The sequence below is a fragment of the Salmonella sp. SAL04202 genome (genome assembly GCF_046550775.1).
Taxonomy (GTDB): Bacteria; Pseudomonadota; Gammaproteobacteria; order Enterobacterales; family Enterobacteriaceae; genus Salmonella; species Salmonella enterica.
Genome location: NZ_JBGDXK010000001.1, coordinates 2,007,683 through 2,033,038, shown reverse-complemented (window position 1 = coordinate 2,033,038; position 25,356 = coordinate 2,007,683). Strand labels below are relative to the sequence as shown.

The following is a 25,356-nucleotide window of genomic DNA, read 5'->3' as shown; positions in this document are numbered from 1 at the left end:
TTATTACTACCTCCTGGCTGCCGGTAGCTTGGCGGCTTTGTTGACATCATACCACCAGGTATCTAACCCGATGGTATATACCGGGCGAATCGCCGGATGGGAGAATTTATCCCACCAGGCGAGCCTGTCTTGCGCCATATACCACATCGGCAGCATGTAATAGTTCCAGGTCAGCACGCGATCCAGCGCCCGTCCCAGCGGCACCAGTTTCGCTTTATCACCCTGCGCTGCGATAATTTGCGCGATCAGTTTATCCACCACCGGGCTTTGTACGCCGGGAGCGTTATAACTGGAGTCAATGTATTCCGACGCCCATGAGATTTGTAGATCGGAGCTGGGCCAGGGCATCGCCCGCCATAGCCTCGGCATCATGTCATAGTCGCGGCTACGCATCCGGTTGGTGAGTTGAGAATTATCAACCTGACGGATAGTCATCGTAATGCCCAGACGCTGAAGATTATGCTGGAAGGGCAGAACCCACTGGCTATTACTGCTGGCAGGAAGGAGAAGTTCAAACGTCAGAGGCTTACCGGTGACGCTATTGACCCGTTGCTGTCCGTTGATCACCCATCCGGCCTGCGTCAACAAGGCGTCAGCTTTAAGAAGATTTTCGCGATCGTAGCCGTCGCCGTTAGAGACCGGCGGCTGATAGATCTGGGTGAAGACTTCAGGAGGAAGATCTTTTTTCATCGGCGCGAGTAATACCAGCTCATCGGCGTCAGGGTAATTTCTGGCGGCGTACTCGGTATTCTGGAAGTAACTGTTGGTTCGGCTCCAGGCATTATAGAACAGCGCTTTATTCATCCACTCAAAATCGAAGGCCAGGGTGACAGCTTCACGTACCCGCCGGTCTTTAAATACCGGGCGCTGAATATTAAAGGCCAGCCAGCGTGTGTCCTGCGCCGACTCGTTTTTCTGCTCTTCTTTAATGATGTAATGATTATCGAAATTTTTACCGATATAGCGCGTTGCCCAGTTTTTAGCGTCGTTTTCCAGCCGTAGATCAAATGCGCCCGCTTTAAACGCCTCGAAAGCGACATTGTCATCAAGGTAGTAATCGTAGCGGATAGTGTCGAGGTTAAAACGTCCACGATTGACCGGCAGATTAGCCGCCCAGTAGTTTTTGACGCGTGAATAGACAATGTACTGGCCCATTTTCCACTGAGTAATCCGGTATGGCCCGCTGGCTAAGGGCGGCGTTGAAAGTGGATCGCTGAGTTTGTGATTTTTCCAGAATTTTTCGGGCATGATCGGTAGTGAAAACAGACTAAGCATGTCTTCTTTACCAGGCTTCGCCAGCTCAATTCGCACGGTTAAAGGCGCAATCGCCTTCACGGTAGTACCTTTATAGACCAGACGGAACTGCGGTACGCCTTCGGTCATAAACTTATGAAAGGTAAAGGCCACATCGCGGGCGGTAATGGGCGTGCCATCGTGAAAACGAGCGCGGGGATTAATCGAGATTTCCACCCAGGAATAGTCGGCGGCATAGCGGGCATGGTCGGCAATCAGCGGGTAATAGCTTCCGGGTTCATCATCCGAGGTGGTAAAAAGCGTATCGTAAAGGGCTTCGGTACGTACGCCGGGATTGCCGCGCAGCGAATAGCGATTGAAATTATCGAACGTACCAATGGCGGAAAGCGTCATCTGACCGCCTTTCGGCGCAGCAGGATTCACATAATCAAAGTGATCAAAGTTAAAAGCATACTTAGGTTCGCCGAGTACGGCGAAAGCGTAGCTTTCTTTGATTTCCTGGGCCTGGGCGCCAGCGCTAACCAGTGCGACAAGCAGAAGCATTACGCGCGCAATCATCTGAAGGCGGTTTCCTTATCGTATTGCCCGCTGCAAACCGGCAGGCGTTTCGCTGAATAATAAGTGACGTTGCGTCTGATGTGAATCCGTTAAAACCGTAAGGGGACTACCATTCAGGCACGGAAGGCGCCGACATCCACAGCACGAAATCTTTTAGGGGTAAAGGACGGCTAATCCAGTATCCCTGCAAGTAATTAACACCGTGATCGCGTAGCCAACGGGCCTGCTCCGGCGTTTCAACGCCCTCGGCCACCGTCAGCATATTCAGGCGTCTGGAGAGCGTCAGCACGGTATCCAGAACCGGAGACGTGACGGTTTCCGTGCCGATCGCCTGGATAAAGCCGCGATCGATTTTCAGATAATCTAAAGTAAATCGCTCCAGATAAATCAGGGCGCTATGGCCTGTACCGAAATCATCTATAGCGATTTCAAACCCGGCGGAATGCAGCCATTCGAACAGTTTGGCCGCTTCATACTGCTGGAGCATATCGCGTTCAGTGATTTCCAGCACGATATGAAAATGGTGCGCGGGCAGGGCGTCCCTGAGCCGGTGCATATCCTCTTTAAAACTGTCGCTGTGCAGATGTTCCGGCGCGATGTTAATGCCAAATTTGGCACCGACGGGCATCACCTTCTGTAGCGTGGGAGCGTCGCGGGCGATCAGCTCGAACAGATGCTGCGTTAACGGTACGATAAGTTGTTGCGCTTCGGCATAGTGGATAAAGGCATCCGGCGGAATCTCGCCTGCCGTAGGGTGACGCCAGCGCAGTAAGACTTCAAGCCCGGTGACGCTCAGCGTACGAGTATCGACGACGGGCTGATAAACCACATAAAACTGCTCGTGTTTGATCGCCGTTAAAATCTCTTTGCCCGGTCGCGTCCGGAGGGCATAGATAAAGTAACAGATAAACCCTGCTACGATGCCGCTAATGCAGCCCAGCATCAACGCATACCACAAGTCATTGTAGGTCCAGCTATCGGCATAAAGCTGTATTTTAAGCGGCAGGCCGTTGATAGTTGCCTGTCGTGATGGCGCGCCCGGCAGCTCCGCGACGGTCAGCAGACGCGAAGAAAAGGTCGACAGCGCGGTATTGCCGACAATCAGCGCGATGCCGTTAAAATCGTCCTGGCGCGTGGTATAGAGTAAGTAAGGCGTCAGGTTAATATTCAGCGATGTGAATACGCCGCTGTCATTTAATAATGGGTTCCGATACCAAATCACCATTGTCGGTTTGTTGGGCATCATTGGCGTGCCGGGCAGAATCGCCATAGCAACGTCTTTGCGGATATCTATATCCGGTACCAGTTGCTGAAGCGGCATATTCATGGCGCCAGTGGCGGAAGAGCAGAACACTTTTTTATCTTTAATCAATAAGAAGGCGCGGACATTAAGGCTAAAAGCGGCTCTTGAGGTGAGTTCTGCGCCAACCTGCTGACAGGTGTTGATCGTCAACGGCTGAAGAATATCGGTGGTGGCTTTCAGGTCGGCGAAATAGCTGGCCAGGTAATGTTGTACATCAGAAAGGAGCGTATTGTATTTAACATCCCGTTTATGCCACGACAGGAAAAATTGCAGGCTACCAATAAGTAATGCTGCCGCTATCCCCGTAATGATACAGGTAAGCAGGATTTTCCGACCGGAAGAGGAGTCGCGTGTAAGCATAATTCCTGGTGTGACCTGAAAAGGTGGATGCCGGTTAAACTGGTTGATTTATAAGACTATAGCCTGGATTACCCCGGATAGTCATGCTTTTCTGTGATGCGCAGGAAAGCGTATTGTCGCAGTAGGCGTTGGCGGAAACGACCTGAATGTCTGATGGCGCTATGTTTATCAGGCCTATGTTCGTGTGTTGTAGGCTGGATAAGAGGCGACACGTCGCTATTCGGTAAAACGGGTTCAGAAGGGATAATAAGCAAAAGCACTGCCGAAGCAGTGCTTTTTATGTCGTCTCATCAGGTAAGCCAAGGGAGGTGCTGCCTGATGAAGATTAACTGCGGCTCAGAACTCGACGCGCTTCATTGTAGCGTTTTTTCCAGTACGGTTCGTTCATACTGGAGATAATGACGCCGCTACTGGTAGACGCATGGACAAACTGGTTATTGCCGATATAAATACCGACATGACGACCAGTGGAACCGGCGCGGAACAGAACCAGATCGCCCGTACGCAGGTTATTGCGTGAAACCGCTTTGCCCATTTCCTGCTGTTCATAGGTTGAACGCGGAAGCTCTAAACCAAACTGTTCACGAAAGGTGCGCTGTACAAAGCTGGAACAGTCGACGCCTTTCTTAGTGCTGCCGCCCAGGCGGTAACGCACGCCTTTCCAGTCAGCATACTGATCCATAATCCGCGACTTAACGTCGAGGTTACGCACCATATTTTCAAATTCATCCTGAGAGGCTTGCAGTGAAGAGCTATCGCTATTGCCCACAGCATGCGTCTCAGAATGCATATTCTTTGCGGTATTGGTGGTTGTGCTACAAGCAGAAAGCAGAACCGCAACTGCAATCGCAGGAATCCCGCGCAAAATATATCTCAAAATCGGTTGAGATTTGACCATGTTGTTTGTTTTCCCTTGAAGTCCTTAACGATAAATATCGTTATAAAAATGCCAAACGTGATGAGACTAATTACCTGCACAGCTTGAGACAATTCTTTGTGCACAAATCTGTGGCGGAACGCACAAATTTATTCGCAATGAGAATAATTATCTGGCGAGGCAAAACGAGTTTGAGATTACCCGATTGTTGCTGTCATTGCGAGCGATTTCGCGTGATTTTTTATAAGAATTTATGATACGAAAAGTGAACTATCAGCACGGGTCAAATTAAGCGCAAATCGTTTAAAAATCGGGCAAACTGTTCATTTTGCAGAGGAATAATATGACCGAAAAATGATGGGCTGGGGGAATATCATCATAAATTACCTTCAACGATGTAAAACTATCGCTGAAGGTAATGTTAATTACATAGGTTATTTGTTTAAAATTTGTTTATTCCCGCCCGGAAGATAATTCTCAAAAAGCGCTATCGCCCGGTCGCTGAGCGGGGTCATCAGCCACCAGGGGAGGCCAATCAAAATAACCGTGAGTGACCCGACCACAATATCGGTGAACCAGTGAGCGCCAATCATAACGCGCGGAAACGCGAAAACCACAAATATAATAAGGGCGATAATCCCCGCCGTTTTGCCGAAATAACGCAGCATAAAGGCGGAAAATATCAGCAGCATCATACCGTGATCGCCTGGGAAACTGTCTTTTGACGCGTCTTTTGTCGGGATATGCAGCAACTCGCTGACGCGATAAATATGCTCAAAAGAGAGCGTTGGGCTGGCGCGCTTGACGGGGATCAGCGCCTGACCGAGTTGGTTAAGCACCACCGCTGTTAGCAGCATGACCAATCCGATTATCACAATGCGCCGCCGGCCCGACGCGTCTTCTTTTAGCCAGAAACTGAGCATCAGTCCGCCCATCGCCAGCAGCGAACAGCCGTCAAACGCCCGATTATTGGTAATAGCGACCCACCAGAGGAACGCGTGGCTTTCCACCAGTTTCTGGTTAAAGAAGTGGAATATGCCGGAATCAATGGTGAACCAGAAGCCGTGATTGACGGGAAGATACCATGACAAAAACAGCGCCAGACCGGCGGCATTAAGCAGAATTATCAAGGAATAGCGGGTTTTCATCGTCATTTCGCCATAGTTTTTAAACGGTGGCAACCTTACGCGTGCGTCGCTAAACGAAGCTTCAACAAGGCCGTCTGTAACGTATTCCAGTCGGTTTCTGTGCTTGAGATAAGTTCAACCCGGCTATCCGGCGGCGCGACACTCTGTGTTTCGATGTGCAGGTCATCGCCCTGGCGATTGATGCGTACCAGCCCCTCTTGTATGCGCATAACGCCTTTCACCCGGCCCACCGGCGCCAGACGAGCCCATTCGAGGAGACCAATGGTGTCAAACACGGTATCGGCATCGAAAATCCAGCCGCAGGCCTGATGACCTTGTCCGCTATTGAGGCTGCGTCGCCAGCGCTGCTGGGCGGGCAGATTTAGCGCGGCGAGTCCTTTTTTACTGGCATGAGTGTGAGAATGCGCGGCGCTGGCCGGCAGTTCCGCCAGATTTTGTCGTGGTAAATCAAGAAGCTTACCGTCTATCTGTCCATGTTCGGCATGAATCAGTTGACGATCGCCGCCGTACTGTCGCCACCACTGTTGCAGGGCGGCATCGCTCTGCGCCGTGGCGCGATCGGTCTTATTGGCGATGATAATATCGGCTGAGGCGAGCTGATCGCGGAAATTTTCATTGGCGACGCTCTGTTGGTCCAGTAGCAGGCGAGGGTCAAGGATGCAGAGCGTAGCGCGTAAATCAATCCACGGCTCATAAACCGGCGCAGTTAATAAATCCAGAATCTGTTTTGGGTGCCCCAGTCCGGTTGGTTCAATCAGCAACCGGTCAGGTTTGCCCTGGCGTAGCAGCGTGTTGAGCCCCACCTGCATAGGCAATCCATTGACGCAGCACATGCAGCCGCCGGGGATCTCTTTTAGCAGTGCGCCGCTGTCGGCAAGCAGTGCGCCGTCAATACCCACTTCGCCAAATTCATTGACCAGGACGGCCCACTTTTCAGCCGGATCTTTATGGGCTAATAAATGAAGGATAGAGGTGGTTTTTCCGCTACCGAGAAATCCAGTAATAAGATTGGTTTTGGTCACGTCAGCTCCAGAATATTGATACAACATAACAACTTTTAATAATCCTGGCGAATAAACGTGAAAAAGAGAAGCGCTGAGTTGACGAAGTCGTGCTTCTGCCATCTTAAGAGCAGAAAATGTTAAATTTTTAACGTTTCTCTTTCCGGGCGCAGAACAGTCAATAAAGAAAAGGGGCAGACTGCGCCCTGGGGCGCAGCCGAAAAATACGAAACTTAATCCGCGCGCCCCATATAACGGCGCTCTTCGATATGAATGCGGATTTTCTCACCTGCGCTCAGGTATTCGGGAACCTGAATCACCAGACCGGTGCTTAATGTCGCGGGTTTGTTACGTGCGCTGGCGGACGCTCCTTTAATACCCGGCGCGGTTTCGACGATTTCCAGATCCACGGTCTGCGGAAGCTCTAGCGCCAGCAGTTGGCCGTCCCAGGTCAGAACCTGCATATCCGGCATTCCGCCTTCAGGCATAAACAGCAACTCTTCTTCAATCTGATCTTTGGTGAAGGTATACGGCGTATAGTCTTCTTTATCCATGAACACATATTCGTTGCCATCGACATAAGAAAAGTCAACGCCGCGACGGCTCAGGGTGACGGTATCAACGATATCGTCGCCTTTGAAACGTTCTTCCACTTTCAGACCGGTGCGGACATCGGAAAAACGCATTTTATACAGTGTGGCGGCGCCACGGGCGGTAGGTGACTGAATGTCGATATCTTTCACAATCAGCAATTTGCCGTTGTAGTTCAGTACCATACCTTTTTTGATTTCGTTCGCTCTTGGCATCGAGGAGATCCTGTTGTAGAGATTATCTAAAATATCGCGTAAAACTACTCGCGCCGGGCCGTCCAGGCAAGTGGAATTGTCACTTTTGCTGGTGCAAAAAAGGTGATACTGTTCGCCCGCTTTCCGCTCCGCGTTCAACGAGAATAGGCGATGGCATGTCGCCCGGAGGGGGGAAGTGTGCTGTGTTGTCCCTTCTGTTTCCAGCCTTGTCTTCGGAATGTCTGAGGGCAGGTCTGATCATGATGACGTCCACATTTTAAATCTGGATTTTTCTTTGGACAAATTCTGTTATCTTTCATTTGGTTATAAATAGAGGGCTGAGCATGGACTGTCGTAGCGGTTGTGGCGCTTGCTGTATTGCGCCTTCAATTTCGTCGCCGATACCCGGAATGCCGAATGGCAAGCCGATGAATACCAGATGCGTGCAGCTTTCGGAAGATAACTTGTGCCTTATCTTTGGCTCGCCTTTACGCCCAAAAGTGTGCTCTGGTTTGCAACCGACAGGGGATATGTGTTTAACGACCCGGGAAGAGGCCATTATTTATTTGCTGGAACTCGAACAGAAAACCTTACCATGAGCTATGCCGTTTTTGATAAACGTGCAGGGGCTTACGTTATATCCCGAAATAGTCTGCAAAAGCTGCGCATCAAATTACCTCCTTTTACCATTAAATAGCGTAATACATGATTCCCTTATTTCGTGGCTTCTGAAGCGGTAGATGTCGCCGCTCAACCCCGTTGGTGCCTGAACGTGTACCGAATGAACCGTCACATAAAACAAAAACGATCAATTTTATTTATATGATAGTTTTTATCTATTAAAAAGAGGAATTTTGATCGATTTTAATTATTTATAACGATCGATATCATGAATTTGATAGTTTATATCTATCATTGATGTATTTACCGATCGATATAACCAGTGTGAATGTGTTGTTATTTTCCTTTAAAATACTCGAATTCTTATGTGTGGGTTTTATCTTATGAAGAAATATACGTTCGCAGCCAGGGCGTTTATTTTTACGCTGGTGTTGCTTTTTGTTATTTCAGTATTCGGGTTGACTATTAGCGTTTTAAAAGGGATGTGAAATGCGGGGAGAAAATAGTGAAATTGATTTAGTCGACGTTTCCTTATTCCTTATAAGAAAATGGCTAAGTATCATGATCGCTACCTTTATTTTTGTTGCCATTGGCTATGTTTTTGTGAGCGTGCAGCATGATACAAAGGTTGTGAGTATTACGATCAAACCTAATCTGGATACGCCTGCTACCTATGCGTTATGTGGCTATACTAATGATATTCAATGTAAAACAACGGTTATCCTTAACCAGTTTAGCCGTTTCTTGCCTGCGGAATATAAAAATAAAATAAGTTTTGACGCGAAAAAACAGCTTGTCCTTTTTAAGGCGCAGGGGAGGGAAGAAAGTGTCAATAATATTATTTCCACCCTGAAAAATAGTGTCGATAAAATGGCAGCATGGTATATCGATGATGGTGACATTAAACGTTATAGCGTGCATAAAAATATGTTACAAACGGAAACATATGCAAAGCTATCATTGTTGTCGGAGGCGGTTAAAAATAATGCTAACATTGAAGTGATAGATGTTGCTGTTACACCAAAATATAAGATGCGGCTGGTGCTGGCTCTTTGTGGACTGATGGGCGTAATTTTCTCAATAACCGGTCTTTTATGTAGGAGGGCGCTAACAGAATATCGTATTGAGAAAAAGACAATGAATGACCGCGCATGAACATTGCGCAGAGATAAACTCTGCGCTGAAATGTGTCGAAGAGTAAAAGTATCAGGCTTGCAAGTTAAACATCTTTAATACGCGCCAGGCAGAACATGGTGGCGACAATCATGACTAACGCAAACCAGAAGACCGCATGGTAATTCCAGATTTCTGCGGCGATTCCCGCCAGCGAACCGGCAATGATCCAGCCGACGCGAATGGTATTGGTATACAGCGTGGTGGCTGAACCCGCCTGGCCTGGCATGAGATCCTGAAAATAGAGCATGCCAATCCCGCCAAGAATGCCGATGTAAATCGCGTTCAGCAACTGCAAGCCGAGCAACGTCGCCGGCGCGTGCGCCAGCAACATACCCGCATAAAAGCACAGTCCGGCGACAACGGCGATGCACATTAACAGGCGTTTTCCCAGCCGTTTGGCGAAGTAACCTGCAATCAGCATTGTGGGAATCTCCAGCCCGGCGGCGGTGCCCATCATCACGCCTGCAAGTTTTTCCGGAAGATGCAGCTCATTGATGATAAACAGCGGCATATTAATGATATACAGGCTGTTAGTTCCCCACATTAACGTACAGATGACAAACAGCAACAGCGTATCGCGGCGATTACGACGCGGTGCTTCCAGCGTGCCGGTCGCCAGCGGCGCATCTTTGCGCATTGACGGTAAAAAGAACCACACTATGACGCCGCAGACGATAAAAGCTACCGCCGCGCTCAAATACATCACCGTAAAGCTAAAACCCATCGCCAGCGCATAGGCCAGCGGCGGCCCAATGACCCAGGCCAATGAGACCTGGGCGCGGAGGATTGAGCTGAACATCACCGCTTCACGACCTGTACGATCGGCATGTTCACGGGCGAGCGCAAACATCTGCGGGTTGGCGGTAGAGCCGAAGCTACTGAGAAAGACGCCGATAAACAGCAAAATAAAGTAGTTGCGGTTCCAGGCAAACAGCACGCAGGCCAACATGCCCAGCACGCAACAGAAAACGATCAGTTTTTTGCGATCGCCTTTTTTATCTGAGCGACCCGCCAGAAACTGGCTCACGATAATGCCGATAACCGCGCTGCCGGTAAAAAAGAATCCCACCATGCCGGGACGGGCGTGAACCTCATCCGTCAGAAAAATACTGAGCGTCGGCGCCTGTAGCGCACCGGCAATACCGGTGAGAAAAGCGACGATCAAAAAGGCGGTAGACGCCAGGTCAAACGATTTAGGCGCAGCGGCGGCGGGACTGTTGTGCATGTTTCTATATCAGTGGTGTGAAGAGAGGCGGAGTTTACGCTGCCCGTCAGAAAATAAACAGGCGTCTGAATCAAAATCGACACGAAAAATCAAAATAGCATTCCAGTTTGTTACCAGGGGGGTGCTGACGCAAGCTGAAAGAAAAAAGCTGAAGCCTTTTATGCGTCAGCTATTGAGGGTCTGTTGGAGAAAAAATGTGCTTCACCTCAAAAAATTGCTACAAAACCGGTAACTTTTCTTGCGTGCTGAAGCAGAAAGATCCAGACTTCTTGAAACGTTTCAGCGCGATCTGGTTTTTTTGATAACTCAGATTGGCGCTTTTTTTCTCATAGTGGCTGAATCGTTTCAATTCAGCAGGAGAGGAGACACATGTTCCAGTTATCGGTTCAGGACATTCATCCGGGCGAGCAGGCCGGAAATAAAGAAGAGGCCATTCGGCAAATCGCCGCCGCGTTAGCGCAGGCGGGGAATGTGGCGGGCGGCTATGTTGACGGTATGCTGGCGCGCGAACAGCAAACCTCGACCTTTCTTGGCAATGGTATTGCGATTCCCCATGGCACAACAGACACGCGCGATCAGGTGCTGAAAACCGGCGTCCAGGTCTTTCAATTTCCGCAGGGCGTTACCTGGGGAGAAGGCCAGGTCGCCTACGTGGCGATTGGTATTGCCGCCAGTTCGGACGAACACCTTGGCCTGCTGCGTCAGCTGACGCATGTGCTGAGCGATGACTCCGTGGCTGAACAGCTGAAATCCGCGACAACGGCGGAAGAGCTGCGCGCATTGCTGATGGGCGAGAAGCAAAGTGAACAATTAAAACTTGATAACGAGACGATGACGCTGGATGTCATCGCCAGCTCGCTGGTCACATTGCAGGCGCTAAATGCGGCGCGTCTGAAAGAGGCGGGAGCGGTTGATGCGGCGTTCGTCGCAAAAACGATTAACGATAGTCCGATGAATCTGGGACAAGGCATCTGGCTGAACGACAGCGCGGAAGGCAATTTGCGCAGCGCTGTTGCGGTAAGCCGTGCGACCCAGGCGTTTGACGTAGAGGGTGAAAAAGCAGCCTTATTAGTCACTGTCGCGATGAACGACGAGCAGCCGATTGCCGTGCTAAAACGCCTCGGCGACCTGTTGCTGAACAATAAAGCCGATCGTCTGCTGAGCGCCGACGCCGCGACGCTGCTGGCGTTGCTGACCAGTGATGATGCGCTGACGGATGACGTACTGAGCGCGGAATTTGTAGTGCGTAATGAGCATGGTCTCCATGCCCGTCCGGGCACCATGCTGGTGAATACGATTAAACAATTTAACAGTGAAATTACCGTGACAAACCTTGATGGAACCGGCAAACCGGCAAACGGACGTAGTCTGATGAAAGTGGTGGCATTAGGCGTGAAGAAAGGCCATCGTCTGCGCTTTACCGCGCAGGGTGAAGATGCTGAACAGGCGCTGAAAGCGATTGGCGATGCGATCGCCGCCGGTCTCGGGGAGGGCGCATAATGAGCAGGCGTGTCGCCACCATTACCCTTAATCCGGCTTACGATCTGGTTGGGTTTTGCCCTGAAATCGAACGCGGCGAAGTGAACCTGGTGAAAACCACGGGTCTGCACGCGGCGGGCAAAGGCATTAACGTTGCCAAGGTGCTGAAAGACTTAGGCATCGACGTCACCGTCGGCGGTTTTCTCGGTAAAGATAACCAGGACGGTTTTCAGCAATTGTTCAGCGAACTGGGCATCGCTAACCGCTTTCAGGTGGTTCAGGGCCGGACCCGCATCAACGTGAAGCTGACGGAAAAAGATGGCGAAGTGACCGACTTCAACTTTTCCGGCTTTGACGTGACCCCCGCAGACTGGGAACGCTTTGTTAACGACTCCCTGAGCTGGCTGGGCCAGTTTGATATGGTCTGCGTCAGCGGTAGCTTACCGGCTGGCGTGAGTCCGGAAGCGTTCACCGACTGGATGACGCGTCTGCGCAGCCAGTGTCCATGCATTATCTTTGATAGTAGCCGTGAAGCGTTAGTCGCCGGTCTTAAAGCTGCGCCGTGGCTGGTGAAACCGAATCGCCGCGAACTGGAAATTTGGGCGGGTCGTAAGCTCCCGGAAATGAAAGATGTGATTGATGCGGCGCACGCGTTACGCGAACAGGGTATCGCCCATGTGGTGATTTCGCTGGGGGCGGAAGGCGCGCTGTGGGTTAACGCCTCAGGAGAATGGATCGCTAAACCACCGGCAGTTGACGTGGTAAGTACCGTCGGCGCAGGCGATTCCATGGTTGGCGGATTGATTTACGGCCTGCTGATGCGCGAGTCCAGCGAACATACGCTGCGTCTGGCGACGGCGGTTGCCGCGCTGGCGGTCAGCCAGAGCAATGTGGGTATTACCGATCGTCCTCAGTTGGCCGCAATGATGGCGCGTGTCGACTTACAACCGTTTAACTGACAGCAGGAGAGGCATAATGAAAACGCTGCTGATAATTGACGCTAATCTCGGCCAGGCTCGCGCTTACATGGCGAAAACCCTGCTTGGAGCGGCGGCGCATAAAGCAAATCTGGAAATTATCGACAATCCGAATGATGCTGAACTGGCGATCGTGCTGGGCGAATCTCTGCCGAACGACAATGCTCTGAACGGCAAAAAGGTTTGGCTGGGGGATATTGGTCGCGCCGTCGCGCATCCGGAACTGTTTCTGAGTGAAGCCAAAAGCCATGCGACCCCTTACAGCGCCCCTGCTGCGGCTGCTCCTGCGGCGAGCGGCGGTCCGAAACGCGTGGTCGCGGTAACGGCCTGCCCGACCGGCGTCGCCCATACTTTTATGGCGGCTGAAGCCATTGAAACAGAAGCGAAAAAACGCGGCTGGTGGGTAAAAGTCGAAACGCGCGGCTCCGTGGGGGCCGGCAATGCCATCACCCCGGAAGAGGTGGCGGAAGCGGATTTAGTGATTGTGGCGGCGGATATCGAAGTGGATCTGGCGAAGTTTGCCGGTCTCCCGATGTACCGCACGTCGACCGGCCTGGCGCTGAAAAAGACGGCGCAGGAGCTGGATAAAGCCGTAGCGGAAGCGACGCCGTATCAACCGGCGGGTAAGGCATCGCAAGCGGCGACCGAAGGGAAGAAAGAGAGCGCTGGCGCATACCGGCATCTGTTGACGGGCGTTTCTTACATGCTGCCTATGGTAGTTGCCGGGGGACTGTGTATTGCGCTTTCCTTCGCCTTTGGTATTGAAGCCTTTAAGGTGCCGGACACGCTGGCGGCGGCGCTGATGCAGATTGGCGGCGGTTCGGCGTTTGCGCTGATGGTGCCGGTACTGGCGGGTTATATCGCTTTCTCCATCGCGGATCGCCCAGGCCTTACGCCAGGTCTGATTGGCGGTATGCTGGCGGTTAGCACCGGTTCCGGTTTTATCGGCGGGATCATTGCCGGCTTCCTTGCCGGGTATATGGCGAAGCTTATCAGTACCAAATTGAAACTTCCGCAAAGTATGGAAGCGCTGAAGCCAATCCTGATCATCCCGTTAATTTCCAGTCTGGTGGTGGGGCTGGCGATGATTTACCTGATCGGTAAACCGGTTGCCGGGATTCTGGAAGGGCTCACTCACTGGCTGCAAACCATGGGAACCGCAAACGCAGTGCTGTTGGGCGCGATTCTCGGCGGGATGATGTGTACCGACATGGGCGGCCCGGTGAACAAAGCGGCGTATGCGTTTGGCGTTGGTCTGCTGAGTACGCAAACTTACGCGCCGATGGCGGCGATCATGGCCGCAGGTATGGTACCGCCGTTAGCGCTGGGTCTGGCGACGATGGTGGCGCGTCGTAAGTTCGACAAAGCGCAGCAGGAAGGTGGTAAAGCGGCGTTGGTGCTGGGGCTGTGCTTTATCACTGAAGGCGCTATTCCGTTTGCGGCACGCGACCCGATGCGTGTACTGCCGTGCTGTATCGTTGGCGGCGCGTTGACCGGGGCTATTTCTATGGCGGTAGGCGCAAAATTGATGGCGCCGCATGGCGGTCTGTTTGTTCTGCTTATCCCAGGCGCAATTACGCCGGTATTGGGATACCTGCTGGCAATTGTGGCCGGTACGCTGGTGGCAGGACTGGCTTATGCCGTCCTGAAACGTCCGGAGACGGAAGTCGCGGCAAAAGCGGCGTAAGAGAAACACGCTAAAAAAGGCAGAGCGCGCTCTGCCTTTTTTATTGCCTGAAGAACATTGAGCTTCAGGCCATCGCTTCGGCAATTTGCTGGGCTTTTAACCACGCAATCTCTTCCGCCCAGATATCAGGATTGATGGTCTCCAGTATCAGCGGAATACCGTCAAAACGCCCATCCTGCATAATCCAACGAAACGCATCGTGGCCGATATTGCCTTCACCCAGGCTGTGATGACGGTCAACGCGGCTACCGAAGGCGCTTTTGGCGTCGTTAAGATGCATTCCGCGCAAATACTGAAATCCGACAATTTTCCCGAATTCGGCGAACGTTTTTTCGCACGCCTCTGGCGTACGCAGATCGTATCCGGCGGCAAAGGCATGGCAGGTATCGATACAGACGCCAACGCGCGACTTATCTTCCACGCCCTCGATGATGGCGGCTAACTGTTCAAACTCAAACCCCAGATTACTGCCCTGACCGGCTGTATTTTCGATAACCGCCGTAACGCCCTCGGTCTGCGCGAGGGCAATATTGATGGATTCCGCGATCCGCGCCAGGCAATCCTCCTGTGCAATCTGCATCAGATGGCTACCGGGATGAAAATTAAGCAAGGTTAAGCCGAGTTGTTCACAGCGCTGCATTTCATCGAGAAAGGCATCGCGTGATTTTTCCAGCGCTTCACTGACCGGATGGCCCAGATTAATCAGGTAACTATCGTGGGGAAGAATTTGCGCCGCCGAGAAATGATACTTTTCACAGGCGATTTTAAAGTCATCAATGACCTGGGGAGTAAGGGGGGCGGCACGCCACTGACGCTGGTTTTTTGTGAAAAGCGCAAAGGCCGTTGCGCCAATTTCAGCCGCGCGGGCAGGGGCGTTAGCCAGACCGCCAGCAGCGCTGACGTGCGCTCCGATGTATTTCATAAAAGACTCCTGTTAAACCCGCTAACGGTTCATTACGAACGCTATGATAACGGGTTAACAGGCGTGAAACGTAATAATTTATGCGATAAGGCTATGGATTAGGACGTTAATGGCGCCACCGCCAATAATCAGCCAGGCGAATAATGCCAGCGCCATCAGCAGCGGTTTCGCCCCCGCTTTTTTCAATGCGCTAACGTGAGTGGTCAGACCCAACGCCGCCATCGCCATCGCCAGCAGCACCGTGTCCAGCGTCACCAGCATATCCACCACGGCTTTCGGCAGCAGGTGGAAAGAGTTGAAGATCGCCACTACGATGAAGAAAATAGCAAACCACGGAATGGTAATTTTGCTTTTTTCCGCGCCGGTCGCCGGTGAAAGCTGTTTAACACGTGCCGCCAGAATGATCAGGAACGGCGCCAGCATCATGACACGCAGCATCTTAGCGATAACTGCCGCATTTTCCGCATCCGGGCTAACGGCATGACCCGCTGCGACCACTTGCGCGACTTCATGCATGGTTGAGCCGATATAGATGCCGTAAGTTTCCGGGCTGAACCAGTGCGCCAGCAGCGGATACATTGCCGGGTAAAGGAAAATAGCGATGGTGCCGAAAATAACGACAGTCGCGACGGCTACAGTAACCTTACTGGCTTCCGCTTTTACCACCGGTTCTGTCGCCAGTACCGCCGCCGCGCCGCAGATACTGCTACCGGCGCCAATCAGCCAGCTGGTGTGCCTGTCCAGACCAAAGACTTTTTGGCCTAAGAAGCAGGCCAGCATGAACGTGCTGGAAAGCGTTAATACGTCAATCACAATGCCGCTAATGCCCACGTCGGCGATTTGTGAAAAGGTAAGGCGGAAGCCGTAAAGGATAATCCCTAAACGCAGCAGATGTTGTTTTGCAAACAGCACGCCGCCGTCGCATTGTTTCCATATTTGTGGATAGACGGTATTCCCGATAACCATACCCAGCAGGATAGCCAGGGTCAGGGCGCTGAACCCCGCGCCTGCAACGGCAGGGATAGCGCCGCCCCACAGGGCGACTCCTGTAATGACGGCGCTCAGAGCGAGCCCCGGTATAAAATGCCACATTGTACGACGATGATTCTGCAAGGTGAGTTCTGTCATAACCTTCTCCTGTATATGGACAATAAGGTTACGGTGATCTGGTTTAAAAATAAAATTGATTATATATTTATAATTAATCTTTATAAGTGGTAAGTGAAACGCTATCGGTGGGATACGACTATGCATATTACGCTACGACAACTTGAAGTGTTTGCTGAAGTACTGAAAAGCGGTTCAACAACCCAGGCGTCGGTCATGCTGTCATTATCGCAGTCCGCCGTTAGCGCCGCGCTCACCGATCTGGAAGGTCAGCTCGGCGTACAGTTGTTTGATCGGGTGGGGAAACGGCTGGTGGTCAACGAACATGGGCGCTTGTTATATCCGCGCGCGCTGGCATTGCTGGAGCAAGCGGTAGAAATTGAGCAGCTATTTCGTGAAGATAACGGCGCGATACGGGTTTATGCCAGTAGCACCATCGGCAATTACATTTTACCCGCCATGATTGCCCGCTATCGCCAGCATTATCCGGCCTTACCGCTGGAACTCAGCGTGGGAAACAGCCAGGACGTGATTAACGCGGTGCTGGATTTTCGGGTTGATATCGGCCTGATTGAAGGGCCGTGTCACAGTACAGAGATTATCTCTGAGCCGTGGCTGGAAGATGAGCTGGTGGTCTTTGCCGCGCCGTCCTCGCCGCTGACGCAGGGGCCGGTGACGCTGGAACAGCTTGCGGCATCCCCATGGATTTTACGCGAGCGCGGTTCCGGTACGCGGGAAATTGTCGATTATTTGCTGTTGTCGCATTTGCCGCGCTTTCATATGGCGATGGAGTTGGGGAATTCAGAGGCGATCAAACATGCGGTGCGTCATGGACTGGGGATAAGTTGTTTATCGCGCCGGGTGATTGCTGAACAACTCCAGGCGGGAACCCTGGGCGAAGTCGCGGTGCCGTTACCGCGCCTTGTGCGCACGTTGTGGCGTGTTCATCATCGGCAGAAACATCTTTCTAACGCGTTGCAGCGTTTTTTGAGTTACTGTGAATAAAGGTGAAGAGGAGGGCTGCCCGGGCGGCATCGCCATTTTTAGTATCCGCTTACGTATACGTTATTCTCTGCTTTACTTATAATCCGTGGCCGGTCATGAAGGTCTCTTATAACCGCGCATTTGTGTCGGAAGGATAGTATTTCGTCTGTTACAATCGCGCCTCATTTTTTGGATGGATAGCATTTTCACATGGGTTCCAAAACTAAAACCACAGAAGCGCCCGCGCTACGTCGCGAATTAAAGGCGCGTCACCTGACGATGATTGCCATTGGCGGCTCCATCGGGACAGGTCTTTTCGTTGCATCTGGTGCGACAATTTCTCAGGCGGGGCCAGGCGGCGCGCTGTTTTCTTATATTCTGATTGGTTTGATGGTCTACTTCCTGATGACCAGTCTTGGCGAGCTGGCGGCCTATATGCCAGTATCTGGCTCGTTTGCGACATATGGTCAGAACTATGTGGAAGAAGGCTTTGGTTTCGCGCTGGGCTGGAACTACTGGTACAACTGGGCGGTGACTATCGCTGTTGACCTGGTTGCCGCGCAATTGGTGATGGGCTGGTGGTTCCCGGACACGCCGGGCTGGATCTGGAGCGCGCTATTCCTCTGCGTCATTTTCTTGCTGAACTACATTTCCGTGCGCGGTTTTGGCGAAGCGGAGTACTGGTTCTCGTTAATTAAAGTCGCGACCGTTATTATCTTCATCATCGTTGGCGTAGCGATGATTATCGGTATCTTTAAAGGTGTTGAGCCGGTCGGCTGGAGCAACTGGACGACGGGCGATGCGCCTTTTGCTGGCGGTTTTGCGGCAATGATTGGCGTCGCGATGATCGTGGGCTTCTCTTTCCAGGGAACCGAGCTGATTGGTATTGCCGCCGGGGAATCTGAAAACCCGGAGAAGAATATTCCGCGCGCGGTGCGTCAGGTATTCTGGCGTATTCTGCTGTTTTATGTTTTCGCGATTTTGATTATCAGCCTGATCATTCCTTATACCGATCCAAACCTGCTGCGTAACGACGTCAAAGACATTAGCGTCAGTCCGTTTACCTTAGTGTTCCAGCATGCGGGCTTGTTGTCTGCGGCGGCGATAATGAATGCGGTTATCCTGACGGCGGTACTGTCTGCGGGTAACTCCGGGATGTATGCCTCGACCCGTATGCTCTACACCCTGGCCTGTGACGGTAAGGCCCCGCGTATTTTTGCGAAATTGTCCCGTGGCGGCGTACCGCGCAATGCGCTTTATGCCACCACCGTGATTGCCGGTCTTTGCTTTTTGACCTCAATGTTCGGCAACCAGACGGTCTATCTGTGGCTGTTGAACACCTCCGGTATGACGGGCTTCATCGCCTGGCTGGGGATTGCCATTAGCCATTATCGCTTCCGTCGCGGTTACGTGATACAAGGGTATGATGTGAATGATTTGCCGTACCGTTCCGGGTTCTTCCCGCTGGGGCCGATTTTCGCCTTTGTACTGTGCCTGATTATTACGTTGGGGCAGAACTATGAAGCGTTCCTGAAAGATACCATCGACTGGGGCGGCGTCGCGGCGACCTATATCGGTATTCCGCTGTTCCTGCTTATCTGGTTCGGCTACAAGCTGATAAAAGGTACGCATTTCGTGCGCTATAGCGAAATGCACTTCCCGGAACGCGTTAAAAAGTAACGTAGTATTCTCGTCATAGGCCGGATAAGGCTTTATGCCGCCATCCGGCACGGACTGCCTGAACCTGACCCTTCTAACCCTCTCATTCGAGAGGGTTTTTTGTTTTTTCTTTATGATTGGTTCAAATGACATAATTATTAACAATTAAATTGATAATTATTATCGTTTGCTTTATCGTTACGCTCGAAATCAGAAAGGATGAAGATTCGGGCGCGACCGTCACTCATGAGCCCGACTCGCCTGCATAAAAAGAGTTCGCCGTGATAACCGTTATCGCAGGCGAAACGTAATGCGTTGTGAGCGATAACCGATTTTTTTTGTCGTATTTACCTCATGGAGAAATGGAATGTTTAGGTTTAACCCTTTCGTTCGGGTAGGGCTTTGTATGTCCGCAGTTACGTTGGCCTGGCCGGTTGCCGCGGCAACGGATGATGGTGAAACCATGGTCGTTACCGCGTCCGCCATCGAACAAAATCTGAAAGATGCGCCAGCAAGTATCAGCGTCATTACCCAACAAGATTTACAGCGCAGGCCCGTGCAAAACCTGAAAGATGTCCTGAAAGAGGTGCCGGGCGTACAGCTCACTAACGAAGGGGATAACCGTAAAGGCGTGAGTATTCGTGGTCTGGACAGCAGTTATACGCTGATCCTGATCGACGGTAAGCGCGTTAACTCCCGTAACGCGGTCTTCCGCCATAATGATTTTGATCTGAACTGGATACCGGTTGACGCTATCGAACGCATTGAAGTGGTGCGTGGCCCCATGTCCTCGCTGTATGGCTCCGATGCGCTGGGCGGCGTGGTCAACATTATCACCAAAAAAATTGGTCAGAAATGGCACGGCAGCGTCACGGTTGACTCCACTATTCAGGAACATCGCGACCGTGGCGATACTTATAACGGTCAGTTCTTTACCAGCGGTCCGCTGATCGACGGCGTGCTGGGAATGAAAGCCTACGGTAGCCTGGCGAAACGCGAAAAAGACGAGCAGCAGAGTTCCGCCACCACCGCTACGGGTGAAACGCCGCGCATTGAAGGATTTACCAGCCGGGATGGAAACGTCGAGTTTGCCTGGACACCAAACGAAAATCATGACGTTACCGCAGGCTACGGTTTTGATCGCCAGGACCGGGACTCCGACTCGCTGGATAAAAATCGTCTGGAACGGCAAAACTACGCGTTGAGCCATAACGGACGTTGGGATCTCGGCAACAGCGAGCTCAAGTTCTACGGCGAAAAGGTGGAAAACAAAAACCCCGGCAACAGTAGCCCTATCACGTCAGAAAGCAATTCGATTGACGGGAAATACGTTCTGCCGTTAGCGTCTGTCAACCAGTTCCTCACCTTCGGCGGCGAATGGCGTCACGATAAACTGAGCGATGCGGTGAACCTGACCGGCGGTTCCAGTACTAAAACCTCCGCCAGCCAGTATGCTCTGTTCCTTGAAGATGAGTGGCGCATCTTCGAACCGCTGGCGCTGACCACCGGTATTCGTATGGATGACCATGAAACCTATGGCGATCACTGGAGCCCGCGTGCTTATCTGGTCTATAACGCAACGGATACCCTGACGGTGAAAGGTGGGTGGGCCACGGCCTTTAAAGCGCCGTCGCTATTGCAATTAAGTCCGGACTGGGCGACCAACTCCTGCCGTGGCGGATGCCGCATTATCGGTAGCCCGGATCTGAAACCTGAAACCAGTGAAAGCTGGGAGCTCGGCCTTTATTACCGTGGCGAAGAAGGCATACTGGAGGGCGTGGAAGCGAGCGTTACCACGTTCCGTAACGATGTGGACAATCGCATCAGCATTAGTCGTACCCCTGACGTTAACGCCGCGCCCGGCTATTCCAACTTTGTCGGTTTCGAAACCAACAGTCGGGGACAGCGCGTTCCGGTCTTCCGTTATTACAACGTGAATAAAGCGCGTATTCAGGGCGTGGAAACCGAGTTGAAAGTTCCGTTTAACGAGGCGTGGAAACTGTCGTTGAATTACACCTATAACGACGGACGCGACGTCAGTAATGGCGGGAACAAGCCGCTTTCCGATCTGCCGTTCCACACCGCGAACGGTACGCTGGACTGGAAACCGGTGCAGCTCGAAGACTGGTCATTCTACGTATCAGGGAATTATACCGGGCGTAAGCGGGCCGACAGCGCAACGGCGAAAACGCCGGGCGGGTACGTGGTCTGGGATACCGGCGCGGCATGGCAGGCGACGAAAAACGTTAAACTGCGTGCGGGCGTTTTGAACGTGGGCGATAAAGATCTCAAACGCGACGACTACGGTTATACCGAAGACGGACGTCGTTACTTTATGGCGGTGGATTACCGTTTCTGACAGAGACTGGCGACAGCCGCGTTTTGCCGCTGTCGCCAGAATGTTATAACCGATGCAGTCTGGAGAGCAGCGCCAGCGACAGAGTCGTTAGCAGAATGGCGATCACCGCATAGATATAAACGCCCGACCACGCCCAGCTATTTTTCACCATAATTACCGGCACACCGGCCATTGCCGCGCCGACATAGCTGAACAATCCCCGAAAGCCGGTAATCGATCCCGCCGCATCCTTATGGGTCACATCCAGACAGCCGACGGCAAAAAGCATATGCGGTCCGTATAAGGCGAAACCCATGATGGTGAACAGAATCGCGGTGAGGGTGTAAGAGGTATCCTGAACCAGCGGCACCAGCACGATGCATATGCACAGCGCTAACGCGAAGATTAACCCGGTCATCCAGCGGTTACTTTTGAACATAAAGTCAGACAAGTAGCCTGCCAGCAACCCACCTGCCAGTCCGCCCGCCTCAAACCAGGAAATAATCGAGTTCGCTTTTATCAGACTCCAGCCGTGAACCTGCGAATAGTAAATCTGCGGCCAGTCGTTAAGAATAGTGCGCGCAATATAAACCGACATATCACCGATAATAATGATCCATACCAGTGGATTGGTCAGGATATATTTCACAAAAATCTGCCAGAAGCTCAGGTTGACCGGGCTGGCCTTGACCTGGGCCAGTTCCGTCGGGTCGTTACGCCACTGCCCCACGTTGGGCAAACCTAACGTACCGGGACGATCTTTAATGGTAAATAGCGCCACTATCCCCATCAGCAGCGAAATGGCGCCGGGAACATAAAACCCCATTTTCCAGCTACCGCTAAAGGCGATAGCAAAACTGGTCAGCAGCGGCGCGAGGCTGCCGCCGATATTGTGCGCCGCTTCAACGATAGCCCACCAGCGTCCCCGTTCGTTTTTCGAAAACCACGAGGCCATAATTTTCGCCATCGGCGGAAAGCTGGTGCCCTGTAAGATCGCGTTGAGACTGTACAGCACGTAGAATGCCGCCACGCTGTCGGAAAAGCCGAACAGAATATTTACAATCCCCACGCCAATCAGCACCGGGCCGGTCATGGCTTTCGGGTTAATTTTATCGACCAGCATCCCGCCGACAAACTTCATCGCACCATAAAGAATGTAAAAAATAGAAGACATAATGGCGAAGTCTTCTGCGGTCAGCGACGTTTCCGTCAGCATGGCCGGCATCGCGGCGGAGAAGTTTTTACGGGTAAGATAAAAGACGGCATAAGAGATAAAGACCGAGGCGATAATCTCAAAACGAAATTTTTTATAGGTCTGGTCTATCTCTTTTTTCTCTTTTACAATCGGCTTATCGGGCTGGCTGAAAATAAATGTTTTTATACTCATTTTAAAATTCCCTTCCGGCGAGGTGAGTCGCGTTATAATTCATCTTCAATAAGAAAAAGAAGCAATTCGAAACCGTGATAATTAATCTGATGGTGGATTTTTTCTCGTACAACCGGCTTCGCTTTCCAGGCAATACCGGTGCCAGCATGTTCTAACATCGGCAGATCGTTGGCGCCATCACCGCAGGCAATAATATTCTCCGTGGCAATATTTAACCGGGCAGCCAGGTCAACCAGCGTCTGTTTTTTGTTTGCGGCATTCATAATCGGCAAAGTAATGTTATCCGTCAGAACGTTATCGCGTATTTCAACCGTATTCGAAAAGGCATAATCCAGTTGATACCGTTCTTTTAGACGCTGGGTGAATATATCCAGTCCCCCGGAGATAATCGCGGTTTTAAATCCTTTGGCCTTGATGACTGGCAGAATAGTTAACAGGCCTGGCGAAAGGGTCATGCGATCGCATACGGCGTTCAGCACTGCTTTCGGTGTGCCTTTCAACATTCCGATACGTCGGGTAAAACTGGCGTTAAAATCAAGCTTGCCCTCCATCGCCTGTTGGGTAATGGCGGTGATTTGCGTCGACATGCCAAGCTCGCGGGCAATTTCATCCACGCCTTCTTCCGCAATAAATGTCGAGTCCATATCAAACGCGATAATACCGTTAGCAGGCAGTGGCTGCGGCTTAATAAAAAAATCAAACTGCCATTGCAATGAGAGTTCGCGTAAATAGCGATAAAATTCAGGCGTCAGACATTCCGCTGGCAGCGTAAGCTTTAAATAAGCGGTATTGATAAGCGCGGCATAACGTTTATCAAATAATAGCGGAAACGGCATGGTGACGGCATTAAATAACGTTTCCTGTAATTTTTTCTGAAACGTATCGATATCCTGTGTAGTAATAAAATAAATAATGCTCATATGATAACTCCCTTAATTTACGGGTATTATAATGGCTCTTTTGCGGCGTGGAATCTCGTGCTATCACAGATATCACAGCCAGAAAAGGGCTAAAAAAGCGTTGTTTTTGATACCAGGTAAAGTTCAGACACAAAAGGTATCACTTTTGATATGCCAACTGTGCGAGGATGTTATTTATTACTGAACGCGAATGAGACTGAAAGGATTGATATAACGATGGAGAGTTGCCTTGATATATTCAAAATAGTAATAGGTCCATCCAGCTCACGTACCGTAGGGCCGATGCGCGCCGCCTGTCACTTTATTTCATTGCTCAGAGAACAAGAGACGTTGCCGCTAATTCGGGAAATTGAAATCGAGCTGTATGGCGCGTTATCGTTAAGCCGCAAGTGCCACAATGTGGATACCGCCCTGTATCTTGGGCTGCTGGGTTGCCAGCCGGAGAATGTCGATCTCCGTTCGCATATGGCGGTGATTAAGCGTGCGGAAAATGAAAACAAAATCGAACTCGCGCTCTCCGACGCGGGCGGAATCACGATAAAAGTCAAGATTATCGCCAATCACCAGGCGCATCCAGGCCATCCTTATGCCATGACGTTTCGCGCCAGAGATGATTATTTCACGGTGTATGAAGAGACCTGGTTTTCGACCGGCGCCGGGCAGGTCCGCAAACATGGCGAGCCGCTGACGCCATCGCTTCCTTTGCGTACAGTGTCGCCCTTTGAATTTAGTCATGCCGCGCAGTTGCTGGCGCTGTGTCGGCGTAACGGCCTGTCCGTGGCGGCGCTGATGATGAAAAATGAGCTGTGCCGCCACTCGCCACAGACGTTGCAGAATTATCTGGCGCAAATATGGGACGTGATGCAGCAGGCGGTTTATCGCGGCCTGCATACTGAGGGGGTATTACCCGGCCCCTATCAGGTACCGCGGCGCGCCTGTGCGTTACATAAGACGTTACAGGCTAACCGCTCCGCCAGCGATTTTTTAACCGCGCTGAACTGGGTCAATGCCTTCGCGATTGCGGTAAGCGAAGAAAATGCCAGCGGCGGACAGATTGTTACCGCGCCAACCAATGGCGCGTGCGGCATCATTCCGGCAGCGCTCTGCTGGTATGATAAATTTGTCACGCCGCTGGAGCCCGGTGCTCTGACCCGTTTCTTCCTGACCGCCGCCGCTATCGCGATGTTGTTTAAACAAAACGCCTCTATTCTGGGATCTGAAGTTGGCTGTCAGGGGGAAATCGGCGTGGCGTGCTCAATGGCGGCGGCGGGCCTGGCTGAACTGATGGGCGCATCCGTGGAGCAAACGCTGAGCGCCGCTGAAATTGCCATGGAACATCATCTGGGATTGACCTGCGATCCGCTGGGCGGGCAGGTACAAATTCCCTGCATAGAGAGAAACGCCATCTCTGCCGTGAAAGCGATAAACGCGGCGACGATGGCGATGAGTCGCGTAAGCGAACCCTGTATTTCGCTCGATGAGATCATTGCTGCGATGTACGAGACCGGTAAAGACATGAGCGCTAAATACCGTGAAACGTATCATGGTTCGCTGGGGAAAATTCAGCCGCGCAAGAGAGGGTAACAGC

Annotated in this window: 21 protein-coding genes; 10 read left to right on the top strand and 11 right to left on the bottom strand. The window is 51.7% G+C overall.

Going from position 1 to position 25,356, the window contains the following annotated elements:
• Positions 1 to 6: 6 nt before the first annotated feature.
• From ACLJQJ_RS10195 to yeiP, 6 genes are all read right to left on the bottom strand, one after another.
• Positions 7 to 1,812 (bottom strand): extracellular solute-binding protein, encoded by a 1,806-nt coding sequence (locus ACLJQJ_RS10195; RefSeq protein WP_000561742.1) that lies wholly within the window; start codon positions 1,810 to 1,812, stop codon positions 7 to 9.
• Between the two features lie 106 nt (positions 1,813 to 1,918).
• Entirely contained in the window at positions 1,919 to 3,475 is a 1,557-nt protein-coding gene (locus ACLJQJ_RS10190) for a cyclic di-GMP phosphodiesterase (protein ID WP_000957744.1), read from the bottom strand.
• A 325-nt stretch (positions 3,476 to 3,800) separates the two neighbouring features.
• Positions 3,801 to 4,373: a bifunctional murein DD-endopeptidase/murein LD-carboxypeptidase gene (mepS, locus tag ACLJQJ_RS10185; protein WP_000241015.1), complete on the bottom strand. Its 573-nt coding sequence runs from the start codon at positions 4,371 to 4,373 to the stop codon at positions 3,801 to 3,803.
• Between the two features lie 413 nt (positions 4,374 to 4,786).
• The gene (locus tag ACLJQJ_RS10180) at positions 4,787 to 5,506 is read right to left on the bottom strand and encodes a phosphatase PAP2 family protein (RefSeq protein WP_000178091.1); all 720 of its coding nucleotides are present in this window, start codon (positions 5,504 to 5,506) and stop codon (positions 4,787 to 4,789) included.
• Between the two features lie 29 nt (positions 5,507 to 5,535).
• On the bottom strand, positions 5,536 to 6,522 hold the full coding sequence (locus ACLJQJ_RS10175; RefSeq protein WP_000169351.1) for a CobW family GTP-binding protein: 987 nt from the start codon (positions 6,520 to 6,522) through the stop codon (positions 5,536 to 5,538).
• 212 nt (positions 6,523 to 6,734) lie between these two features.
• Positions 6,735 to 7,307 (bottom strand): elongation factor P-like protein YeiP, encoded by a 573-nt coding sequence (yeiP, locus tag ACLJQJ_RS10170; protein ID WP_001136822.1) that lies wholly within the window; start codon positions 7,305 to 7,307, stop codon positions 6,735 to 6,737.
• A gap of 323 nt (positions 7,308 to 7,630) precedes the next feature.
• On the opposite strand from yeiP, the gene ACLJQJ_RS10165 reads away from it, so the two are divergent.
• The 3 genes from ACLJQJ_RS10165 (at position 7,631) to ACLJQJ_RS10155 (ending at position 9,062) form a co-directional block, all read left to right on the top strand.
• A complete protein-coding gene (locus ACLJQJ_RS10165; RefSeq protein ID WP_001523448.1) occupies positions 7,631 to 7,885 on the top strand; it encodes a YkgJ family cysteine cluster protein in 255 nt (84 codons plus the stop codon).
• 387 nt (positions 7,886 to 8,272) lie between these two features.
• On the top strand, positions 8,273 to 8,395 hold the full coding sequence (locus ACLJQJ_RS10160; RefSeq protein WP_001519564.1) for a membrane protein: 123 nt from the start codon (positions 8,273 to 8,275) through the stop codon (positions 8,393 to 8,395).
• A gap of 1 nt (position 8,396) precedes the next feature.
• Positions 8,397 to 9,062 (top strand): GNVR domain-containing protein, encoded by a 666-nt coding sequence (locus ACLJQJ_RS10155; protein WP_063809697.1) that lies wholly within the window; start codon positions 8,397 to 8,399, stop codon positions 9,060 to 9,062.
• Positions 9,063 to 9,126: 64 nt separating this feature from the next.
• Here ACLJQJ_RS10155 and setB read toward each other — a convergent pair whose 3' ends face one another.
• A complete protein-coding gene (setB, locus tag ACLJQJ_RS10150; RefSeq protein ID WP_000551926.1) occupies positions 9,127 to 10,308 on the bottom strand; it encodes a sugar efflux transporter SetB in 1,182 nt (393 codons plus the stop codon).
• A 369-nt stretch (positions 10,309 to 10,677) separates the two neighbouring features.
• On the opposite strand from setB, the gene fruB reads away from it, so the two are divergent.
• Genes fruB through fruA form a run of 3 tightly spaced genes read left to right on the top strand, consistent with a single transcriptional unit; the run spans position 10,678 to position 14,451 of the window.
• A complete protein-coding gene (fruB, locus tag ACLJQJ_RS10145; protein WP_000487287.1) occupies positions 10,678 to 11,808 on the top strand; it encodes a fused PTS fructose transporter subunit IIA/HPr protein in 1,131 nt (376 codons plus the stop codon).
• The gene (gene fruK / locus ACLJQJ_RS10140) at positions 11,808 to 12,746 is read left to right on the top strand and encodes a 1-phosphofructokinase (protein ID WP_000091249.1); all 939 of its coding nucleotides are present in this window, start codon (positions 11,808 to 11,810) and stop codon (positions 12,744 to 12,746) included. Before fruB ends, fruK begins: the two co-directional genes overlap by 1 nt.
• Before the next feature lie 16 nt (positions 12,747 to 12,762).
• Positions 12,763 to 14,451 carry a PTS fructose transporter subunit IIBC gene (gene fruA / locus ACLJQJ_RS10135; protein WP_000854408.1) on the top strand — a complete coding sequence of 563 codons (1,689 nt, stop codon included), beginning with the start codon at positions 12,763 to 12,765 and terminating at the stop codon, positions 14,449 to 14,451.
• A 64-nt stretch (positions 14,452 to 14,515) separates the two neighbouring features.
• Here the strand turns inward: fruA and nfo are convergent, their stop codons facing one another.
• Both nfo and ACLJQJ_RS10125 read right to left on the bottom strand, forming a co-directional pair.
• Positions 14,516 to 15,373: a deoxyribonuclease IV gene (gene nfo, locus ACLJQJ_RS10130; RefSeq protein ID WP_063809696.1), complete on the bottom strand. Its 858-nt coding sequence runs from the start codon at positions 15,371 to 15,373 to the stop codon at positions 14,516 to 14,518.
• Between the two features lie 78 nt (positions 15,374 to 15,451).
• The gene (locus tag ACLJQJ_RS10125) at positions 15,452 to 16,501 is read right to left on the bottom strand and encodes a YeiH family protein (protein ID WP_000137966.1); all 1,050 of its coding nucleotides are present in this window, start codon (positions 16,499 to 16,501) and stop codon (positions 15,452 to 15,454) included.
• Positions 16,502 to 16,621: 120 nt separating this feature from the next.
• Between ACLJQJ_RS10125 and yieE the strand changes: the two genes are divergently transcribed.
• The 3 genes from yieE to cirA all read left to right on the top strand — a co-directional run bounded on the left by yieE (position 16,622) and on the right by cirA (position 21,482).
• Positions 16,622 to 17,485, top strand: a complete 864-nt coding sequence (gene yieE / locus ACLJQJ_RS10120) for a DNA-binding transcriptional regulator YeiE (RefSeq protein ID WP_000548316.1) — start codon at positions 16,622 to 16,624, stop codon at positions 17,483 to 17,485.
• A gap of 189 nt (positions 17,486 to 17,674) precedes the next feature.
• Entirely contained in the window at positions 17,675 to 19,144 is a 1,470-nt protein-coding gene (gene lysP / locus ACLJQJ_RS10115; protein WP_000534999.1) for a lysine-specific permease, read from the top strand.
• A gap of 346 nt (positions 19,145 to 19,490) precedes the next feature.
• The gene (gene cirA / locus ACLJQJ_RS10110; RefSeq protein ID WP_000488252.1) at positions 19,491 to 21,482 is read left to right on the top strand and encodes a catecholate siderophore receptor CirA; all 1,992 of its coding nucleotides are present in this window, start codon (positions 19,491 to 19,493) and stop codon (positions 21,480 to 21,482) included.
• 43 nt (positions 21,483 to 21,525) lie between these two features.
• On the opposite strand, the gene ACLJQJ_RS10105 is transcribed toward cirA, so the two are convergent.
• On the bottom strand, positions 21,526 to 22,848 hold the full coding sequence (locus ACLJQJ_RS10105) for an MFS transporter (protein WP_000023807.1): 1,323 nt from the start codon (positions 22,846 to 22,848) through the stop codon (positions 21,526 to 21,528).
• 32 nt (positions 22,849 to 22,880) lie between these two features.
• Positions 22,881 to 23,768 (bottom strand): phosphoserine phosphatase SerB, encoded by an 888-nt coding sequence (serB, locus tag ACLJQJ_RS10100; RefSeq protein ID WP_000022914.1) that lies wholly within the window; start codon positions 23,766 to 23,768, stop codon positions 22,881 to 22,883.
• Between the two features lie 216 nt (positions 23,769 to 23,984).
• Here serB and ACLJQJ_RS10095 point away from each other — a divergent pair, with 216 nt between their 5' ends.
• The gene (locus ACLJQJ_RS10095; RefSeq protein ID WP_063809695.1) at positions 23,985 to 25,352 is read left to right on the top strand and encodes an L-serine ammonia-lyase; all 1,368 of its coding nucleotides are present in this window, start codon (positions 23,985 to 23,987) and stop codon (positions 25,350 to 25,352) included.
• The last annotated feature ends 4 nt before the right edge of the window (positions 25,353 to 25,356 follow it).

Bases quoted from the DNA above. Each gene is read 5' to 3' on its own strand.
- ACLJQJ_RS10160 (WP_001519564.1), top strand. From the start codon at position 8,273: ATGTGTGGGTTTTATCTTATGAAGAAATATACGTTCGCAGCCAGGGCG.
- ACLJQJ_RS10125 (WP_000137966.1), bottom strand. From the start codon at position 16,501: ATGACAGAACTCACCTTGCAGAATCATCGTCGTACAATGTGGCATTTT.
- ACLJQJ_RS10190 (WP_000957744.1), bottom strand. From the start codon at position 3,475: ATGCTTACACGCGACTCCTCTTCCGGTCGGAAAATCCTGCTTACCTGT.
- nfo (WP_063809696.1), bottom strand. From the start codon at position 15,373: ATGAAATACATCGGAGCGCACGTCAGCGCTGCTGGCGGTCTGGCTAAC.
- ACLJQJ_RS10155 (WP_063809697.1), top strand. From the start codon at position 8,397: ATGCGGGGAGAAAATAGTGAAATTGATTTAGTCGACGTTTCCTTATTC.
- ACLJQJ_RS10105 (WP_000023807.1), bottom strand. From the start codon at position 22,848: ATGAGTATAAAAACATTTATTTTCAGCCAGCCCGATAAGCCGATTGTA.
- mepS (WP_000241015.1), bottom strand. From the start codon at position 4,373: ATGGTCAAATCTCAACCGATTTTGAGATATATTTTGCGCGGGATTCCT.
- fruK (WP_000091249.1), top strand. From the start codon at position 11,808: ATGAGCAGGCGTGTCGCCACCATTACCCTTAATCCGGCTTACGATCTG.
- cirA (WP_000488252.1), top strand. From the start codon at position 19,491: ATGTTTAGGTTTAACCCTTTCGTTCGGGTAGGGCTTTGTATGTCCGCA.
- ACLJQJ_RS10195 (WP_000561742.1), bottom strand. From the start codon at position 1,812: ATGATTGCGCGCGTAATGCTTCTGCTTGTCGCACTGGTTAGCGCTGGC.
- serB (WP_000022914.1), bottom strand. From the start codon at position 23,768: ATGAGCATTATTTATTTTATTACTACACAGGATATCGATACGTTTCAG.
- ACLJQJ_RS10180 (WP_000178091.1), bottom strand. From the start codon at position 5,506: ATGACGATGAAAACCCGCTATTCCTTGATAATTCTGCTTAATGCCGCC.
- yeiP (WP_001136822.1), bottom strand. From the start codon at position 7,307: ATGCCAAGAGCGAACGAAATCAAAAAAGGTATGGTACTGAACTACAAC.
- fruB (WP_000487287.1), top strand. From the start codon at position 10,678: ATGTTCCAGTTATCGGTTCAGGACATTCATCCGGGCGAGCAGGCCGGA.
- yieE (WP_000548316.1), top strand. From the start codon at position 16,622: ATGCATATTACGCTACGACAACTTGAAGTGTTTGCTGAAGTACTGAAA.
- ACLJQJ_RS10095 (WP_063809695.1), top strand. From the start codon at position 23,985: ATGGAGAGTTGCCTTGATATATTCAAAATAGTAATAGGTCCATCCAGC.
- setB (WP_000551926.1), bottom strand. From the start codon at position 10,308: ATGCACAACAGTCCCGCCGCCGCTGCGCCTAAATCGTTTGACCTGGCG.
- lysP (WP_000534999.1), top strand. From the start codon at position 17,675: ATGGGTTCCAAAACTAAAACCACAGAAGCGCCCGCGCTACGTCGCGAA.
- ACLJQJ_RS10165 (WP_001523448.1), top strand. From the start codon at position 7,631: ATGGACTGTCGTAGCGGTTGTGGCGCTTGCTGTATTGCGCCTTCAATT.
- fruA (WP_000854408.1), top strand. From the start codon at position 12,763: ATGAAAACGCTGCTGATAATTGACGCTAATCTCGGCCAGGCTCGCGCT.